Consider the following 17309-nt stretch of genomic DNA (forward strand, 5'->3'; position numbering starts at 1 on the left):
ACCAGGATGCACCAGGAACACAGCCGCGGGCCGGCGATCCTCCTCCCTGCGGACGAACGGATCCGGGATGACCTCGGTCCGGACGCGGATGCCGACGCCGACGCGGAGGCCGGGCACGGCCGTCAGAAGGCGCTCGGCACGATCCTCCATCGGGTGCTGCCGATCGTCGCCCTGGCGGCCGTGGCCGTCGTCGGCTGGCGGGAGATCCGTCACCTGGACATCGCCGAGATCCATCACTCCTTTCAGGCCATCGGTCTCGGCGCGACGCTGGTGCTGCTGCTCGCCGGCCTGGCCGCGGCCTCGCTCAACACGCTCTACGATGCCCTGCTCAGGCGCTGGCTGGCGCTCGAGATCGGTCCCTGGACCTGGTGCGCACGGCCTGGGTGGCCAGTGCCCTGAACAATCTGATCGGGTTCTCCGGCATGACGGGCTCCGGGGTGCGCTATCTGGGGCTGACCAAGGCGGGCGTGCCCCCGGCCAAGGCGGTCGGCAGCGCGGCCCTGGTGGTGCTCAGCATGCCGCTCGGGCTCGCCGTGCTGGCGACCATCCTGCTCTCGGTCCGCCCCGAGATGCTGCACTGGTCCTCGGTGCCGGCCCCGCTGGCCCTGGGCGTGCTGGGGGCCGTCGGTCTCTACTGGCCGCTGTTCGTGCTCGTTGCCGGGCACGGTCCGCTGCACCGTCGCTGGCTGGCCGACACCCCGACGCTCGGCGTGGCGCAACGGCTCCTTCTGGTGCTGGTCTCGACCCTGGACTGGGTCGCGCTGGGCGGGCTCCTCTGGCTGTGTCTGCAGGCGGCCGGCGTCGTCCTGCCCCTCGGCACGCTGCTGATGGCCTTCACGCTGGCCATGACCCTGGGTCTGGTGAGCATGGTCCCGGGCGCGCTGGGCGTCTTCGAGGGGGCCATGCTGTTCATCCTGGCCCGAACCGGCGCGGATCCGGCCGCGCTGGTCGCCGGGCTGCTGATGTTCCGCGTGGCCTACTACTTCGTGCCTTTCCTCTTCGCCGCCCAGCTTCTGCCCGGGACGCCTCTGCTGCCCGACGGCGGCCGCATCGAGGATCTGGTCGAGCGCTTCCGGACGAATCCGGTGCTGAGGCTCGGCCGCATCCCGCTGCAGCTGCTGGGACATCTGAGTACCCAGATCCTCGCCTATGCCACCTTCGCGGCCGGGGTGGTGCTCCTGCTGTCGGCGGCCTTTCCCGGCGTCGCCGAGCGTCTGGAGGTGATCGACCGCTTCGTGCCGCTGCTGGCGCTCGAGGGCTTCCATCTGTCGAGCGTGATCGTCGGGACGCTCCTGCTGGGTCTCTCGCGCGGGATCGGCGCCGGGATGCGCGGTGCCTATCACGGCCCCCAGATCTTGCTCCTGAGCGGCGCCATCCTCAGCCTGCTGAAGGGCATCGACATCGAGGTCGCGGCATTGCTGCTGATGCTCTCGGTCCTGCTGCGGGCCAATCGCGCGAGCTTCGACCGGCGCGGCTATGCCCTGGCGAGCGCCCGCAATCTGCGCTGGCTGGCCGGCATCGTCTCGACCCTGTCGGCGGCGGCCGTCCTGGGCGGCGTCCTCTACGGGGCCGGTACCCTGCTCGATCATCTCGACCAGATGGGGCTCCATCTGCACTCGGCCCGCTATGCGCGCGCCCTGCTGGGGATGACGGTGACCTTCCTCGCCTGGCTCGCCTGGACCTGGTACTCCATGCCGGCGCCGGCGGTCGAGCTTCCGGATCGCTCGGCGCTGCGGCGCGCGGCGGATTTCTACGGCCGCGTTGGCCGCACGCGCTACTCCTATCTGACCATGCTGGGGGACAAATACCTCTTTCATTCCCCCTCGGGCCGGGGGCTCGTCCAGTACGGCATGCGGCGCGGGCATCTCGTCGCCTTGGGCGATCCGGCGTGCGCCGAGTCCGACCTCCGGGAGACGCTGCACGCCTTTCGCGCCTTCGCCGACGACTACGGTCTGACGCCCGTCTTCTACCAGGTCGAGGAGACCCATCTCCACCACTACCACGAGGCCGGCTTCCATCTGCTCAAGCTCGGCGAGACCGCGCGCGTCCATCTGCCGGGGTTCAGTCTCAAGGGGAGAAAGGCCGAGAACCTGCGCACCGTGCTCAACCGTGCGCGGCGCACCGAGATGCGCTTCGAGCTGCTGTCCCAGCCGCTGGACGCGTCGCTCTGGGCCGAGCTCCGGTCCGTCTCGGACGCCTGGCTGGCCGAGAAGCATCTGAGCGAGCTCGGATTCTCGCTCGGCAGCTTCAGACGCGACTTCCTGGAATGGGGATCGATCGCTCTGGTCCGGCAGTCCGGACGGCCCATCGCCTTCGCCAGCATCGCCCAGGACTTCGGCCACCGCGACGAGACGGGCATCGACCTGATGCGCCATGTCCCGGATACCCCGAACGGCACCATGGACTTCCTCTTCACCAATCTCATCCTGCACGCCCAGGCGGCCGGCTACACCTGGTTCGATCTCGGCATGGCCCCGCTCAGCGGCGTCGGCCGCTCGCCCTGGTCGCCGCGCGACGAGCGGGTGCTCAAGCTCGCCTACGAGCTGGGCAACCGCTTCTACAACTACAAGGGACTGCGTCAGTACAAGGAGAAATTCAATCCGAGCTGGTGCGGCATGTATCTGGCCTATCCGCGCGGACGGCCGCTGCCCGTGGTGCTGATGGACGTCATGGCGCTGATCGCACGGGGTCCGAAGGCCGCACGGGCAGGGGGCTGAGGCGCGATGGTCCGCGGACCTCGCCGGGTGGCCGGCATCCTCGCGCTCCTCATCGGCAGTCTTGCGGTCGGCTTCGTTCCGCTGATGCCGATGTCCACCAACGTCGCTCGGTATCTTTGGTGGCGCGCCACCGCCGATCCGCATCCGCAGGTGGGTCGCGTCATCAGCGATGGCGCCGCCATCCACTAGCAGGTCTACCCCGGCCGAGGCCCCGCCATCCTGCTGCTGCACGGCGGCCTGAGCCATCGGCTCAGCTGGTTCTCCCAGCTGCCCTGGCTCGTCTCGTCGGGCCGCGAGATCGTCCTCATCGACAGCCGAGGCCACGGGCGCTCCGGGCTCGGCGGGGGCGAGCTGAGCTACGAGCGGCATGCGGCAGACGTCATCGCCGTCATGGACGCCCTGCATCTCCAGAAGGTCGACATCATCGGCTGGAGCGACGGCGGCAACACTGCGCTGGTCCTTGCCCATCTTCGCCCCCAGCGGGTGAATCGCATCGTCGCCATCAGTGCCAACCATGACCCCTCGGGTCTTACCGAGGAGGCCCGAGCCGATGCCGCGCTCCCAGCCAATAGCGTCACGCACTGGGTCAACCGCTGGTGGACCGATGCCGGCCCCAAGACCCGCGAACTGGAGCAGCGGATCAAGCGCATGTGGCTCAGCGGACCGACCTTGACGCCGGAAGATCTGACCGGGATTCGCTGCCCGGTGCTGCTGATCGCCGGCGGGCGGGATGTGATTCGGGTGGAGCACGTGCAGGAGATGGCCGGGCTGATTGCGGGGGCCGAGCTGGAGATCGTCGCCGATGGGGGACACTCGCTGCCGGTGACGCACGCGGGATGGGTCGGGCGGCGCATCGGCGCATTCCTCGGGATCCCGACAGCCCAATAGCCGCGGGGCGTTCGAGGGAGTCTCCGCCCTCAGTCGGCCTGTTCCGCCGGCGGTCGGGGCCGGGTGTCCGGCCGTTTCCGGCGCGGCAGGAGCCTCCAGATCGCCAAGGCCAAGGCGGCGGCCGCGAGGGTCGCGATCCAGGGGTTGAGATGCAGGATGGTGCGGTGGATCAGTCTGGGATGCTGGTCGAAGGCGTAGAGCCCGACCACCCAGGTGAACACCCAGAGCGAGGTTCCGATCAGATCGGCGATGAAGAAGCGCCGCCAGGGCATGCGGATGCTCCCGGCCACCAGGCCGTCGAGCTGGCGGGTGCCGTCGAAGAAACGCCCGAAGACGATCAGCCAGCCCCCGAAGCGGCGGAAGAAGCGCTGGAGCCGGACGAGGCGCTGACGGCGCACCCCGCCGCGCAGCAGCAAACGGCGCCCGCCGCTGCGGCCGAACCAGTAGCCGAGATTGTCGCCGGCGACCGCGGCCGGCCAGCAGGTCAGAAGGACGCCCGCCAGGCTCAGCTCGCCGTGCGCCGCGAGGATGGCCGCGGCGGCCATGAGGATGCCGCCCGGAAGTGGGATGGCGGCGCCCTCCAGGGCCACGGAGACGGCGAGGATGGGATAGCCATAGGCCTGGAGCCAGGGTGTCATGTCTGCCACGGTCGTTTCGAATCCGCTCAATCGTCGGTCTCCGTGCGGGGCGGGGTGGGGCGTCCGATATGCGTCCCGCTCATCGTGCGGGACGCGGGCCCAGGATCCGGACGAGCTCCTCTTCGCCGACCGTCTCGCGTTCCAGCAGGGCCTGGGCGAGTGCATCCAGACGGTCGCGTGCCGAGGACAGGAGCGACAGGACCGCCGCGTGGCTCTCCGCCAGCAGCCGGTTCACCTCGGCGTCGATGCGCCGCGCGGTCTCTTCGCTGTAGGGGCGGCCCTGGCCGAGTTCGTAGCCGAGGAAGCGGTCCTCGCCGGAGGATTCGTAGGCGGCCAGACCCAGCTCGCTCATGCCCCAGGTCGCGACCATGTGGCGGGCCTGCCGGGTGGCCTGTACCAGGTCGTTCTCGGCGCCCGTGGTCACGTCCTCGAAGACCGTCTCCTCGGCGCCGCGTCCGCCGAGCATGACCCGCAGACGCGCCATCAGATAATGGCGCGAGAGGTTGTAGCGGTCGTCCTCTGGACGCTGCTCGGTGACGCCGAGCGCCATGCCATGCGGGACGATGGTGACCTTGTGCACCGGATCGGCCTCTGGCGTGAGCCAGGCGACCAGGGCATGGCCGCTCTCGTGGTAGGCGACGGTGCGGCGCGCGTCCGCATCCAGCGTCAGCGGCAGCGCCTCGCCGAGCAGGACGCGATCGAGCGCGGTCTCGAAGTCCTGGGCCTGGATCCTCGCATGCGCGTCCCGGGCGGCGACCAGGGCGGCCTCGTTGCAGAGGTTCGCGAGCTGGGCGCCGCTCATCCCCATGGTGATGGAGGCCAGGGCATCCGGATCCACGTCGTCCGCCAATTCGAGTGCGCGGGTGTGGATGCCGATGATGGCCCGGCGGCCGTTGCGGTCGGGAAGTCCCAGGATCACCTCGCGGTCGAAGCGTCCGGGGCGGCGCAGGGCCGGGTCCAGCACGTCGGGGCGGTTAGTCGCGGCCAGGACGATGACGCTGGTGCGGGCGTCGAAGCCGTCCATCTCGACCAGGAGCTGATTGAGCGTCTGTTCGCGCTCGTCGTTCACCATGCCGACTCCGGCGCCCCGGCGCCGTCCGACGGCGTCCAGCTCGTCGACGAAGAGGATCGCCGGCGCGGCGGCCTTGACCTCCTGGAAGAGATTGCGCACCCGGCTCGCGCCGACGCCGACGAACATCTCCACGAACTCCGAACCGCTGATGGAGAAGAAGGGCACCTGGGCCTCGCCGGCCACGGCGCGCGCCAGCAGGGTCTTGCCCGTCCCCGGCGGTCCGGCCAGCAGCACGCCGCGCGGTGTGCGGGCGCCGAGCGCGCGATAGCGCTCCGGGGATTTGAGGATGGAGACGATCTCCTGGAGCTGCCCCTTGGCCGCGTCGACACCCGCCACGTCGGCGAAGGTCACGGCCGGCGCCTCCTCGCGGACGAAGCGTCGCGCCTGCGACTTGCCCGCCCCGAAGATGCTCTGCTGCTGTTGCATGGCGCGCCGTCCCATCCACCAGAAGAAACCGACCAGCAGAGCCGTGGGCAGCAGGCTGCCGAGGATCCGGGCCATGTAGTGCTCCGATTGGGGCGCGGCGGCGACGGCGACGCCGTGCCGCTCCAGCGTGCTCATGAGCTGCGGGTCGCCGACCGAGCTGGGAAAGACCGTGGTGAACCGGGTGACCTCGAGGGTCTGCGCGGATGCGTGTGCCGACGAGGAGTCGGGTTGGCTGCTGGTGCCCGAGGTGTCGGCCCGGCTCTTCTGGGGCCGATCGTCACCGCTCGGGGCCTTGCTCAGGGCGCCGGAGGCGGGATCCCAGTCCTTCGCCGTCTTGAGCTCGCCGGCGATCTCGCTTCCTTGGATGCCGACCTGGGCGACATTGTTCTGCTGCACCTGCTCGATGAAGCTGCTGTAGGGGATCTTGGCGACCTTCGGGGTGCCATCGAAGAGGAATGGCAGGGTGTTCCAGGCGAGCAGCAGCGCCAGGGTGATCCACCAGAAGGCCGCCGCGGCGGGTGGCGGCTCGCGGCCCGGGCTCGTGGTCGGTCCGCCGCCCGGGGGAGGGGCCTGCTTCGAGCCGCTGCGCCGGAGCGGATGGAGGCGCAGCACGGCGACCGATCCGAACGCGGTCAGACCGAGTATCCAAATGGGCCAGCTCTCCGGCGTCGTCCAGAAGGGGGTGGGCATGTGTCGATACCTCATGATCGGATTTCTGAGGATCGCTCAGCGAAATCCATGCCGTGCTGCCCCCTGGCCGGCGATATCGCCGCTCGGGGGGCCTGGATTCCCGGGCGGCGCGGTCGACTGCCCTGAAGGATGTTCCCTCGTGCCGTCGCTAGGGGATGAAGGCTTGGTCGATGGCAGCCACTTTGGTTGTAGTGAACCAGCGATCGGCGGATCATCGGCGCGCGGTTCCTCGCACGATCGCGCCGGATGCGTGGGCTGGCGACTGAAACCCCGTTCCCGGCACAAAGTCTGCAGAGCAGATGTGGAAACCGCTTGCCCTCGCAGGCGCCGGGGTCGAGCGGACTTCGAACGCGACGCTGTACGCTTTGCGATCGGGTCGTTTGGCTCATGAGTGCCGAGGAGAATCCGTCCAAGATGTCGACCAGCAAGACCGCCCCATCGATCCTGGTCCGAGGATCGCGCTTCGCCAGCATCAGGCGTCTGTTCTGGGTTCCTCTCTGGATCTCGGCCGGCCTGGTGCTGGTGGTGCTGGTCGGAATGCTGCTCGTCTCCTGGCGCAGCCTGGACCGGCTCGAACCCGTCGAGGCCCACCTCGCTCATCTCGAGCAGATTCAGGGGATCGATCTGGGCATCGAGCAGGCCCTGCTTAAGGGGCTGCGGGGGACGCGGATCTCGCCGGACGAATTGGATGCGCTGCGCGATCGGGTCGCGCACATCGACCGGATCGAAGGGGCGCTCCACCCGGAGACGGTCGCGCGCCTGAAGGGCATCGAATCGCGGCTCGGCGACACCCATGCGCCCTCCGTCGAGCTGCTCTTCGAGAGCCTGACCGAGATCCGCCAGGTGCTGGACGGCGAGCGCGAGCGGCACGACTGGCTGCTGACCCAGATCGGGCACGACTCGCGCACCGAGATCCGGCTGACCCTTCTGCTGCTGCTGGTCGGTCCGCTCATCTTCGGCATCTCGCTGTTCGTCGTCCGAGTGCGCGTCAAGCAGCCGTTGCGGGCGCTCGAAGAACTGCTCGTGCGGCTGGCCGACAGGGATTATCGCCCCGTGCCCCAGTCCATCCTGGACGCGATCGACAACCTCGCCCAGCCGGCCTTCCACAGCTACAACGAGCTGGTCTCGCGTCTGCAGCAGCTCGAGGCCGAGCACTGCGACCGGGAGCGGACCCTCGAGCAGGAGGTGCGGCGGGCCACGGAGGCGCTCCTAGCCCAGAGCCGCGAACTCGGCCGGGCGGAACGGCTGGCCGCGGTCGGTGCGGTCTCGGCGGGGCTGGCGCACGAGCTGCGCAACCCGCTCGCCGGCATCCAGATGGCCTGCTCCAAGCTCGCGCGGGCGCTGGAGGGCAGCGAGCATGCGGCCCGTATCGGCGCGGTCAACGACGAGCTCAAGCGGATCAACCATCTGCTGACGGCCCAGGTCGATGCCGCGCGCCATCGGCCGGAGCCGCTGGAGACGGTCGCCGTCGACCGGGTTGTCGAGGAACTGCTCACCCTGCTGCGCTACCAGATCCCGGACGGGGTCGAGATCGCGTCCGATGTCGAGACGGATCTCCAGTGTCTGCTGCCGGTGGCCGGCCTGCGTCAGGCCCTGCTGAACCTGGTCCTGAACGCCGTTCAGGCGATGCGGGAAGAGGGCCGCATTCTCATCGGCGCGACCCGCGACGGGGGCGAGCTCGGGCTGACCGTGACCGACACCGGACCCGGCTTCCCGGAGGAACTCCTGCGCGCCGGCATTCGTCCCTTCGCCACTGGGCGGCAAGGGGGTACCGGGCTCGGGCTGGCCATGGTCCGGCGCTTCGTGCGCGACCACGGCGGCGATCTACTGCTCACGAATCGGTCGCCCCATGGCGCGGTGGTCAGGCTGACGCTGCCGTGCCGGCCGACGGATTCCAACGGAGGGTCATCGCGTGGCTGACACACTGCTGGTCATCGAGGACGAGCGCCTGCTGGGCGCCGAGTTGTGCGCCGAGATGGCGTCCGGCGGCTGGGATGCCGTCCAGGCCTTCGATCTGGCCGAGGCGGAGCGCATGCTGTTCGAGCGCAATCTCGAACCCCTGGTCGTGCTCTCCGACATGAGCCTGCCGGACGGCAACGCCCTGGATCTGCTGGAGAAGGTGCGTAGACGCGGCATCGGGGGCGAGTGGATCTTCCTCACCGCCTACGGCGGCGTCCCCGAGTCCGTTCGCGCGCTCAAGCTCGGGGCCTTCGACTTCCTGGAGAAGCCCTGCGAGCTGGAGCGGCTGCAGATCGTCGTCGCCGGTGCCAGACGCAGCGCGCGGGCCCAGCGTCGTCTGCGCGACGAGGAGCAGCGCGGCAACCGCTACGCGCCCGAGTCCTTCATCGGCCGCAGCCGGGCGGCCAGCGAGGCCCGCGACATGCTGAGCCGACTCTCCAGGGTGCCCTTCTCCGGTCTGCTCATCAGCGGCGAGACCGGTACCGGCAAGGGGCTGGCGGCCCGCATCCTCCATCACTCCGGGCCGCGCGCCTCGGGTCCGCTCATCGAGGTCAACTGCGCCGCGCTCCCGCGCGAGCTGATGGAGGCCGAACTCTTCGGTCACGAGGCCGGTTCCTTCACCGGGGCCAAGGGCCGCCGTCGCGGTCTCGTCGAGCAGGCCAACGGCGGCACCCTGTTCCTGGACGAGCTCGGCGAGCTGGAGCTGGAGCTCCAGGCCAAGCTGCTCAAGGCGATCGAGGACCACCGCATCCGCCGCGTGGGCGGAGACCGCGAGCTGGAGGTCGACATCCAGATCATCGCGGCGACCAACCAGGTGCTCGAGCAGCGCGTCGCCGAGGGAGCCTTCCGCGCCGATCTCTATCACCGTCTCGCCGTCTTCCGGCTCGAGGTCCCGGCGCTGCGCACCCGCAAGGAAGACATCGAGGACCTGCTTCCCGTCCTCATCGAGGAATTCAACGCCCGGTCCGGCCAGCGGATCGAGCGGGTGCCGCCAAGCGTGTGGCAGCGGCTCAAGAGCTATGACTGGCCCGGCAACGTCCGCGAGCTGAGAAACCTGGTCGAGCGCTGCGTCCTGCTCGCGGACGGCCCGGTCTTCCCCGAGCGCTGGCTGCACCTGGGCGATCCGTCCCCCGCGGCCGCGACGGAGCCGGCATCGGGCGCGAACCCCGAGGGCAATCGGCTGTGCCTTCCCGTCGACGGCAGCATGAGTCTCGACGAGATGGAGCGGGCCATCCTCGACGAGGTCCTGCGGCGAAACGCGGAGAACGTGAGCCAGACCGCCCGGGTGCTCGGGACCACCCGCGAGAAGCTGCGCTATCGGGTGCAGAAGTACGGGTTGAAGGTGAGCGATTGACAGGGGCCGAAAGAGGCGTGGTCTGTCTTGCGGCATTCGAGGTCGCTGTCGAACCAGGCTTGAAAGAGATCCGTGGCGCTCGATCAGCCCCTTCGGTGGGGCCGAATTCCGCACTGTCCTCGGCCTTGCCTCTAGAGGATCCGCCTCAATCTGGCCACTAGGTCAACACGGATCGAGTGTGTCGACCGCAAGGGCCAGTCGTGGCCCGGCATTTCGGAGATCGGGTCGAATGCCAATCGGGCGTTCGGCCCGCATCTCTCCAGAGACTGCCAGAACCGTCTGCGTTCAGCCGTTCGGACGCGATCGACGAGACGGTTCGGGCCAGCGTTCCTACCGCGACGCCGCCGCCGATGTGCTGACGGACCGGCCGCACCAGGCAAAAGGTGAACCGTCATGACCGAGACCAGTGCCGACGCAAACCCCTTGATGACCGACCGGAGCGAGGAGGTCTTTCCCCAGGCCTGCACCATCGTGATCTTCGGCGGCGCCGGCGATCTGTCGAAACGCAAGCTGATTCCGGCCCTCTACAACCTCGCGCTGGACGGTCTACTGCCGACCCAGTTCGCCGTGATCGGATTCGCCATCGACGCTATGAGCGACGAGGCCTTTCGCGACTTCGCCCGCGACGGCATCGAGCGCTTCTCACGCCGCGAGCTCGACGAGGAGGAGTGGCAGGAATTTTCCGAGCATCTCTTCTATCGGCAGGGGGATTTCGGCGATGCCGCGGCCTATGCCGCGCTCAAGGCGCGGGCCGAGGAGATCGAGCCGCATTTCGGCATCGGTGGCAGCCGGATCTTCTATCTCGCGATCCCGCCGAGCTTCATCGAGACCTGCGTCTTCGGGCTCCGGGAGGCCGGCCTGGTCGCCCCTCCGGATCAGGACCTGCCCTTCACCCGTCTCATCGTCGAGAAGCCGATCGGGCGGGATCTCGAGAGCGCGCGTGGCGTGAACCGGGCGCTGCAGGCCTGCTTCGCCGAGCATCAGCTCTATCGCATCGATCATTATCTCGGCAAGGAGACCGTCCAGAACATTCTCGCGATGCGCTTCGGCAACGCCATCTTCGAGCCGCTGTGGAACTCCAAGCACATCGATCACGTGCAGATCACGGTGGCCGAGGCGGAGGGCGTGGGCACCCGAGCCGGCTACTTCGAGACCGCCGGGGCCCTGCGCGACATGGTGCAGAACCACATCCTCCAGCTGCTGTCCCTGGTGGCCATGGAGCCGCCCTGGAGCATGCGTGCCGACGTGATCCGCGACCGCCGGCTTGACCTGCTGCAGTGTCTGCGCCCGATGCGCCGCCACGAGGTCGAGCAGCACGTGGTCCGGGCGCAGTACGCCTCGGGCTTCTTCCACGGCAAGGACGCCCCGGGCTACCGCCGCGAGGAGCGCGTCGCCTCGGACTCCACGACCGAGACCTTCGTCGCCCTGCGCCTATTCATCGACAACTGGCGCTGGGCCGGCGTGCCCATCTACATCCGCACCGGCAAGGCCATGCCCAAGCGCGTCAGCGAGGTGGCGGTGCAGTTCAAGGCGGTGCCGCACATGCTGTTCAACACCGACACCGACCACCCCCTGGAACCGAACGTGCTCGCGCTGCGCATCCAGCCGGACGAGGGACTGGCCCTGCGCATCGGCACCAAGCTGCCCGGTCCCAAGGTCAAGATCTACCCGGTGAAGATGGACTTCCGCTACGGCTCGACCTTCGGCGATCAGTCGCCCGAGGCCTACGAGCGTCTGCTGCTCGACGTCATGGCCGGTGACGCCACGCTCTTCATGCGCGACGACGCGGTCGAGGCGTCCTGGCAGTGGATCCAGCCCATCCTCGACGCCTGGGCGGCGAGCGGGGAGCGCTGGCTGCCGGAATATCCGGCGGGCAGCTGGGGGCCGATCGAGGCCGATCGTCTGATCCATGCCGACGGCCACGCCTGGCGCCGGCTCTGACGGGGGAGAGCGCCATGAACCGTTCCGACGAGCACTACATCGACCCGGTCGAGATCGAGCGCGAGCTGGCCGCGATCTGGGATTCGATCAACCGTCATCAGAAGGACGGCCACACCGTGACCCGGGCCTCCATGTCGAACGTGATGATCTTCTGCGACGGCGAGGACCAGGCAATGGACGCGGCGGACCGTATCCCGCGTCTGGTGCGTCACCATCCGGCGCGGGTGCTGGTGCTGGCCCTGATCGGCGATCAATCCGGCGACGAGGTGCGGGCCTGGGTGACGGCGCACTCGCGCCGAATCGGCGACCGCCAGCAGCTGTGCGCCGAGCACATCGAGCTGCGCTTCGGCGCCGGCGGCGCGGCACGCACGGCCTCGATCGTGCGCTCGCTGCTGATCAGCGATCTGCCGTCCGCGCTCTGGTGGCTCAGTCCACGGCCTCCGGCGCTCACCGGTCCCGTGTTCGAGGCCTTCGCCTCCATGGCCAACCAGATCATCTACGACAGCATCGGCTGGGCGGATCCGCCGCGCGGCGTGCTGGCGATGACCCAATGGTCGAAGCGCAACCGCACCGTGATCTTCAACCTGGCCTGGCGCCGGCTGAAGCCCTGGCGGCGGATCCTGTCCCAGAGCCTGGCCCCGAGCGTGATTCCAGGGGCGCTGCGGCGCATCGAGGCGATCGAGCTGCATCACGGCCCCCATGCGCTGCCGCTGGCCTGGCTGCTGCTCGGCTGGCTGTCCTCGTGTCTCGACTGGAGACCCCAGAAGGGCGTGGCCACGTCCGGTAAACAGTTGATTTGGCATTTCGCCTCGACCAGCGGGCCGGTCCGCATCGAGGTGCGTCGCAGCGACGAGGGACCGCCGCATATCGATCGGATGCGGATCTCATGGCGGGCAGGGGAGGGACAGGCGGCCAGTCATGCGGAGTATCGGCACGAGGGGCATCACATCCGTCACTTCCCGGAGGATGCCGAGTTGTGGCCCTCGTCGATCCCGACCGTCGAGCAGCCGCTCGAGCAGATGGTTGCCGCCCAGCTCGCGCACCGGGCCGGCGATGCGCTCTTCACCTCTTCGATCGCCTTCTCCGAGGCCATGGCCAAGGTCGTCAAGTCGGAAGCGGCATGAGTGGCAAGCCGGTCCCAACTCGTCGGGACGGCTTGCGAGGGGTGTTTCTATCGGACCGCCATGATGAGCACGACGACCAGAGCCACGACCGCGCCGAGCGGCAGGATGGCGGCTGGCCAATCGCCGCGCTGCGCCTTGGGTCCGTTCTCCTGCCAGTTCTTGTAGACCGGCCAGAGGAAGAAGAGCATGAGCCCCAGGGTGATGGCGGCTGTGATCTTGAGGAAGAGTTCCATCGGGACCTCCCGTGAGCTGGTGTGAGCCTCAACGAAAACCCCGGCGGGGTGCGCCGGGGTTCGGTCGGATCGGCTGGACGAGGTCGTGCCTCAGTCGTCGCTCATGATTCCGAGGATCTGCAACAGGCTGATGAAGATGTTGAAGATGCTCAGATAGAGGCCGTAGGTCGCGAGGATGTAGTTGGTCTCCTCGCCACGGGCGATGCGGCTGGTGTCGAACAGGATGAAGCCGCTCATCAGCAGGATGATCGCCGAGGAGATGGCCAGCGCGAGCGCGGGCATCTGCAGGAAGATGTTGGCGATCACGGCGATCATGACGACCATCATGCCGGCGAAGATGAAGCCGCCCATGAAGCTGAAGTCACGCTTGCTGGTCAGCGCATAGCCCGACAGCCCGAGGAAGATGGTCGCGGTGCCGCCGAAGGCGAGACCGACGATCTGAGGACCGTTGGGGAGCGCCAGATAGATGCTGAGGATGGCGCCGAGGCCGAAGCCCAGGAGACCGGTGATGAGGAAGATGACCCCGATGCCGGCGGCGGAGTTCGCCGTTCTGGGCAGAACGAACATGCCCAGCAGCATGGAGACGATGACCGAGGCCATGTAGGTCCATGGCGGTACGGCCAGAACAAGCGACAGCATGGCGGTCAGGGCGCTGAAGCCCAGTGTGGCCGCCAACAGCATGTAGGTGTTCTTCAGAACCTTGTTGGTCTCGACCGAGGGCGAGGCCCGATCGGTCTTGACGAAGGAAATGCCCGGATTGGCCATATCGCTGTTTCACTCCTGTTTTACAGTGGGTTATCGAGACTCTTGTGGATTCTTCGCGTTCGTCTTCGGTTTGGCGGATATGGAAGCCGCAATCGCATCCTATGACCCGAAGTGACGATCATGAGTTCCGAAGGATACCTGAGGCCCGGAGTCATGCAAGCACCGCCGGGCTTTGGTAATCCCTGCGCTTGATGTATCCTTATCCGCCTGCGGCATCTGAAACCGCCTTCAGGTGGTCTGCGTCCCGCGATTCTTTAGGAGAGGTGGCTGAGCGGTCGAAAGCGGCGGTCTTGAAAACCGTTGACTCGCAAGGGTCCGGGGGTTCGAATCCCTCCCTCTCCGCCAATTCTGCGTCTTACCTCCTTATCGTTTCTGAATCAGATTCTTAGAACCTTCGCTCGAGCGTGTTCCCCACACGTTTTATCCAATTCCCTTCATTTCGGCGAACAAGCATTAGACCGCAGCGTCTTTCGTGAGGTTCGGTATTGCCTCCAGAGACTCGGTGCTGGAGGTTGAGTTACCGTTGCTGGCGGCGATTATCGAAGGGTGTTCGTCGTCGAAATTGCAGGTATTTTTCGTGAAAACGTGTGCTTTCGTCGGCCTTCCTATGCTTGGAGCGCGGATAGGCGCTTGAGGTTCCCCCCGGATACGCCAGCGCTCACTCGCCCTGTATCGCTCTTCTCGATGGGATCTGCATATATCCATTGCTCATGGATCTCCCCCGTGCCGAGCACGCGCCAAGCGTTCGGGATCATCCCTGCCTGATGGCGCCCGGAAGAAGGTGGCAAGATCGTCGGGTACAGGTTCGAGAGCCTCTCTGGTATCGTCATACACGAACCAACAGTGACCGGGGGATGAGATGCAGGACCGCGAGCGCACAGAATGGCAGCCGTTGGACTTGGGGGGTGGCGCCAAGGCATATCTGGAGGTCGCCCCGCGCGGACGCCAGGAGGTCGGTGTCCTGGACGCGATACCCTTCGACCGAGTCGCCGAGACCTTGACGCGAATCGCCCAAGGGCTCGAATCCGCGATCGACACGGTCAAGCCGAGCAAGGCGTCCGTCGAGATCGGTGTCGAGTTCGGGCTCGAGGCTGGGGAGGTCGTCGCCCTGATCGCCCGAGGTACGGGAAAGGCGAATCTCAAGGTCACCTTGGAGTGGGACAAGTCGCAGCCATGAGTGGAGGCTAGCGACCCAGGATGGCGAACGACCCCATAGAGCCAATTATCGCCCGGCTGCGCACTGAGTGCGTGCGCGTGATGGGCGCGCAGCCCGGCTGCGGTTTCTCGGTCGCTCCGGGCTGGCTGCTCACTTGCGCCCATGTCGTCGGCCGTGCGGCGGCGTTGGGCCGGGATATCGAAGTCTATCCCTGGGGGCGTGCGCCTCGCACCCTGGTCCTGCGCCATCTCAGGGGCGATCTGGATCTTGCCCTGCTCGAAGACCCAGAGGGAGTCTCTGTCTCCGCGGTCTTCGGCGGCGACCCCCAGCGCGACCAGCTCCTGGTCGGCATCGGTTTCCCGGTCCGCGACCAGCGGCCCGAGCTGGACGACTTCACCGCGCGCTTCGAGGGGATCACACAGCTGCACGACCGGACGACCGGCGGCGAGCTGCGTTTGATCAAGCTCAAGCAGGGGCTGATCGATTACGGTTTCAGCGGTGGCCCCTTGATCCAGGCAACGACCGGACGGGTGATCGGGGTGACGCGCTTGAGCCAGGATACCCGGCTCGATCTCGGCGGCTGGGCCGTCCCCGCCGAGGCCGTACGCGCATTCTGCGAGGACGTCGGTGTGACGCTTGCGCCGCCCGGCCCGTTACAGACAGAGGTGCTCGAAGCACCGGCCAAGCCGCCCGTCGAGCGCCTGCGCGACCTGCTGCTCGGCTTGCCTCGCTGGAACGACCGGAGAGATCGGCTGGGCTTCGTCGAGATCGCCCTGGGCCGACGGCATCCCATCCTCCACGAGGTCGAATGGGAAGGTAGTGCGCGCCAGCTCGCCTGGGACCTTGCCCGAGCCTGCGAGGATTACCCGGAGCCGACCGAAACTGGGCGATCCCCCGCCTGCGCCTTGCTGGAGGCGATCCCCCGGGAATTCGGGCGGAGCCCAGTCCGCGACCGCGAGATCCAGGCGCTCAGCGCCTTGCTCGACTGTCCCAAGCCAGCCGGCGCCTAGACACGCACCCAAGGAGAGACAGCGGATGCCGACAGACCATCAGATCCTGCTCGACTTCAAGGCCCTTCTCCTCCGGCTTCCATACTGGTGCCGCAATGAGCGCCGGCTCGGCCTGGCCGAGCAGGCCCTGGGCAAGGATCACCCGGCGATCCGGGCCATCGAATGGGACGGCACGGCCGAGGCGCAGGCCTGGGACCTGCCCAGTCGGTGCGACGACTACGACCAGCCGGTGCCGTCCGGTCTCTCGCCGCTCTGCGCGTTGCTCGATCTCCTTCGCGAGGAGTTCGGCCACAGCACCGACGAGCGCGGCCGACGGATCGCCTCCCTGACGGAGCGGTTGTCGTGCCGCGCACCTGTCGAGTGCGACTGGCCCCACGATCCCTATCCGGGGATGCTGGCGCTGGACTGCGATCAAGCACCCATCTTCTTCGGCCGCCGCGCCGAGACCCAGGCCCTGCTGTTCAAGCTCGACTCGCCGCAGGGGGAGCGCCTGACCCTGGTCGCCGGGGCCTCGGGCTCGGGAAAATCCTCGCTGGTGCGCGCCGGTCTCTGGGCGACTCTCGACGATGCCGCCCGCACGCCCATTCGGGGCTCGGAGGATTGGGTCGTCACCGCCATGAAGCCGTCCAAGCCGGAAGGTGATCCCTTCCAGGCGCTGTTCTGGGGAATCGCGCGCGGCGGCATCCCCGGCTTCGCCGACGCCGACGACGAGGCGGCCAGACTGCGCCAAGATCCGTCGGCGTTTCCACGCCTGCTCCAGCGGGTTCTCTCCGGCCGGCCGGACCACGCCGAATGGCTGCTCATCCTCGATCAATTCGAAGAGCTCTTCACCAGCGTCGAGTCCGAGCTTGCCACGTGCTTTCTCGATGCCCTGCTGCTCCCCGCCATCGGCCAGCCGCGCTTCCGCGTCGTTGCCACGGTGCGCTCCGACTTCCTCGACCGCTGTATCGCCCATGGCGGGCTGCGCGAGGAGCTCAATGCCGATGCCCAGTTCAGCGTCGGCGCCCCCGGACCAGCCGCCATGGCCGCCATGATCGAGGGACCGGTCCGCAGGCTCAGGCTCGCCAGCCCGGTGGACCTGGAGGACGCCCTGGTCGAACGCCTCGTGACGGACGCCAGCGGCCGAGCTGGCGGCCTCGCGCTGCTCGCCTTCGCCCTCAAGGATCTCTACGACGACTGCAAGACGCGCGGCCGCATGGACCTCGCCGACTTCGAAAGCGAGCGCATCGGTGGGCTCGAAGGGGCAGGGCTTTGAAGGTCACAGATCGTGATCATGAGCGACTTCTCTGATCGATCCCCTCAGGTTCGCGGGGTCTTTCGACGTTTCTCAAGAAGA

At 67.8% G+C, this 17309-nt stretch carries 15 protein-coding genes and 1 tRNA gene; 12 read left to right on the forward strand and 4 right to left on the reverse strand.

Features of this window, described 5'->3' with window-relative positions; translation table 11 throughout:
• Positions 1-6: 6 nt before the first annotated feature.
• The 4 genes from D779_RS22195 to D779_RS21085 are packed head-to-tail and all read left to right on the forward strand — an operon-like array spanning position 7 to position 3605.
• Positions 7-399, forward strand: a complete 393-nt coding sequence (locus D779_RS22195) for a hypothetical protein (RefSeq protein ID WP_043753030.1) — start codon at positions 7-9, stop codon at positions 397-399.
• Entirely contained in the window at positions 369-2717 is a 2349-nt protein-coding gene (gene mprF / locus D779_RS09360; protein ID WP_043753032.1) for a bifunctional lysylphosphatidylglycerol flippase/synthetase MprF, read from the forward strand. Before D779_RS22195 ends, mprF begins: the two co-directional genes overlap by 31 nt.
• Positions 2718-2744: 27 nt before the next feature.
• On the forward strand, positions 2745-2906 hold the full coding sequence (locus D779_RS21080) for a hypothetical protein (RefSeq protein ID WP_157726365.1): 162 nt from the start codon (positions 2745-2747) through the stop codon (positions 2904-2906).
• Between the two features lie 33 nt (positions 2907-2939).
• Positions 2940-3605 carry an alpha/beta fold hydrolase gene (locus D779_RS21085; protein ID WP_269747381.1) on the forward strand — a complete coding sequence of 222 codons (666 nt, stop codon included), beginning with the start codon at positions 2940-2942 and terminating at the stop codon, positions 3603-3605.
• 29 nt (positions 3606-3634) lie between these two features.
• Here the strand turns inward: D779_RS21085 and D779_RS09370 are convergent, their stop codons facing one another.
• Positions 3635-4243 carry a DedA family protein gene (locus D779_RS09370; RefSeq protein WP_157726366.1) on the reverse strand — a complete coding sequence of 203 codons (609 nt, stop codon included), beginning with the start codon at positions 4241-4243 and terminating at the stop codon, positions 3635-3637.
• A gap of 79 nt (positions 4244-4322) precedes the next feature.
• Positions 4323-6431 carry an ATP-dependent zinc metalloprotease FtsH gene (gene ftsH / locus D779_RS09375; RefSeq protein WP_052348008.1) on the reverse strand — a complete coding sequence of 703 codons (2109 nt, stop codon included), beginning with the start codon at positions 6429-6431 and terminating at the stop codon, positions 4323-4325.
• Positions 6432-6845: 414 nt separating this feature from the next.
• Between ftsH and D779_RS09380 the strand changes: the two genes are divergently transcribed.
• The 4 genes from D779_RS09380 to D779_RS09395 all read left to right on the forward strand — a co-directional run bounded on the left by D779_RS09380 (position 6846) and on the right by D779_RS09395 (position 12809).
• Positions 6846-8351, forward strand: a complete 1506-nt coding sequence (locus D779_RS09380) for an ATP-binding protein (RefSeq protein WP_198295697.1) — start codon at positions 6846-6848, stop codon at positions 8349-8351.
• Entirely contained in the window at positions 8344-9744 is a 1401-nt protein-coding gene (locus tag D779_RS09385) for a sigma-54-dependent transcriptional regulator (protein WP_043753036.1), read from the forward strand. The genes D779_RS09380 and D779_RS09385 overlap by 8 nt, the downstream gene beginning before the upstream one ends.
• 393 nt (positions 9745-10137) lie before the next feature.
• Positions 10138-11685, forward strand: coding sequence for a glucose-6-phosphate dehydrogenase (gene zwf, locus D779_RS09390; protein ID WP_043753037.1), 1548 nt, complete (start codon positions 10138-10140; stop codon positions 11683-11685).
• 14 nt (positions 11686-11699) lie between these two features.
• A complete protein-coding gene (locus D779_RS09395; RefSeq protein WP_043753039.1) occupies positions 11700-12809 on the forward strand; it encodes a glucose-6-phosphate dehydrogenase assembly protein OpcA in 1110 nt (369 codons plus the stop codon).
• Between the two features lie 47 nt (positions 12810-12856).
• Here the strand turns inward: D779_RS09395 and D779_RS09400 are convergent, their stop codons facing one another.
• Complete coding sequence (locus D779_RS09400; protein WP_043753040.1) at positions 12857-13042, reverse strand: hypothetical protein; 186 nt, start codon at positions 13040-13042, stop codon at positions 12857-12859.
• 90 nt (positions 13043-13132) lie between these two features.
• Positions 13133-13807 carry a Bax inhibitor-1/YccA family protein gene (locus D779_RS09405; protein WP_043753042.1) on the reverse strand — a complete coding sequence of 225 codons (675 nt, stop codon included), beginning with the start codon at positions 13805-13807 and terminating at the stop codon, positions 13133-13135.
• 257 nt (positions 13808-14064) lie between these two features.
• Here D779_RS09405 and D779_RS09410 point away from each other — a divergent pair.
• From D779_RS09410 to D779_RS09425, 4 genes are all read left to right on the forward strand, one after another.
• Positions 14065-14152, forward strand: a tRNA-Ser gene (locus tag D779_RS09410).
• Positions 14153-14666: 514 nt separating this feature from the next.
• A complete protein-coding gene (locus D779_RS09415) occupies positions 14667-14984 on the forward strand; it encodes a CU044_2847 family protein (protein ID WP_043753044.1) in 318 nt (105 codons plus the stop codon).
• Positions 14985-15004: 20 nt separating this feature from the next.
• Positions 15005-15973, forward strand: coding sequence for a trypsin-like peptidase domain-containing protein (locus D779_RS22640; RefSeq protein WP_081763436.1), 969 nt, complete (start codon positions 15005-15007; stop codon positions 15971-15973).
• A gap of 25 nt (positions 15974-15998) precedes the next feature.
• Positions 15999-17228: an nSTAND1 domain-containing NTPase gene (locus D779_RS09425; RefSeq protein ID WP_043753049.1), complete on the forward strand. Its 1230-nt coding sequence runs from the start codon at positions 15999-16001 to the stop codon at positions 17226-17228.
• The last annotated feature ends 81 nt before the right edge of the window (positions 17229-17309 follow it).

It is taken from the genome of Imhoffiella purpurea (assembly GCF_000585215.1).
Lineage (GTDB): Bacteria > Pseudomonadota > Gammaproteobacteria > Chromatiales > Chromatiaceae > Imhoffiella > Imhoffiella purpurea.

What these genes read in the sequence shown, in the direction of transcription:
- D779_RS09425 (WP_043753049.1), top strand. Translation starts at nt 15,999, where the DNA reads ATGCCGACAGACCATCAGATCCTGCTCGACTTCAAGGCCCTTCTCCTC.
- D779_RS22195 (WP_043753030.1), top strand. Translation starts at nt 7, where the DNA reads ATGCACCAGGAACACAGCCGCGGGCCGGCGATCCTCCTCCCTGCGGAC.
- ftsH (WP_052348008.1), bottom strand. Translation starts at nt 6,431, where the DNA reads ATGCCCACCCCCTTCTGGACGACGCCGGAGAGCTGGCCCATTTGGATA.
- zwf (WP_043753037.1), top strand. Translation starts at nt 10,138, where the DNA reads ATGACCGAGACCAGTGCCGACGCAAACCCCTTGATGACCGACCGGAGC.
- D779_RS09380 (WP_198295697.1), top strand. Translation starts at nt 6,846, where the DNA reads ATGTCGACCAGCAAGACCGCCCCATCGATCCTGGTCCGAGGATCGCGC.
- D779_RS09405 (WP_043753042.1), bottom strand. Translation starts at nt 13,807, where the DNA reads ATGGCCAATCCGGGCATTTCCTTCGTCAAGACCGATCGGGCCTCGCCC.
- D779_RS22640 (WP_081763436.1), top strand. Translation starts at nt 15,005, where the DNA reads ATGGCGAACGACCCCATAGAGCCAATTATCGCCCGGCTGCGCACTGAG.
- D779_RS09400 (WP_043753040.1), bottom strand. Translation starts at nt 13,042, where the DNA reads ATGGAACTCTTCCTCAAGATCACAGCCGCCATCACCCTGGGGCTCATG.
- D779_RS09415 (WP_043753044.1), top strand. Translation starts at nt 14,667, where the DNA reads ATGCAGGACCGCGAGCGCACAGAATGGCAGCCGTTGGACTTGGGGGGT.
- D779_RS09370 (WP_157726366.1), bottom strand. Translation starts at nt 4,243, where the DNA reads ATGACACCCTGGCTCCAGGCCTATGGCTATCCCATCCTCGCCGTCTCC.
- D779_RS09395 (WP_043753039.1), top strand. Translation starts at nt 11,700, where the DNA reads ATGAACCGTTCCGACGAGCACTACATCGACCCGGTCGAGATCGAGCGC.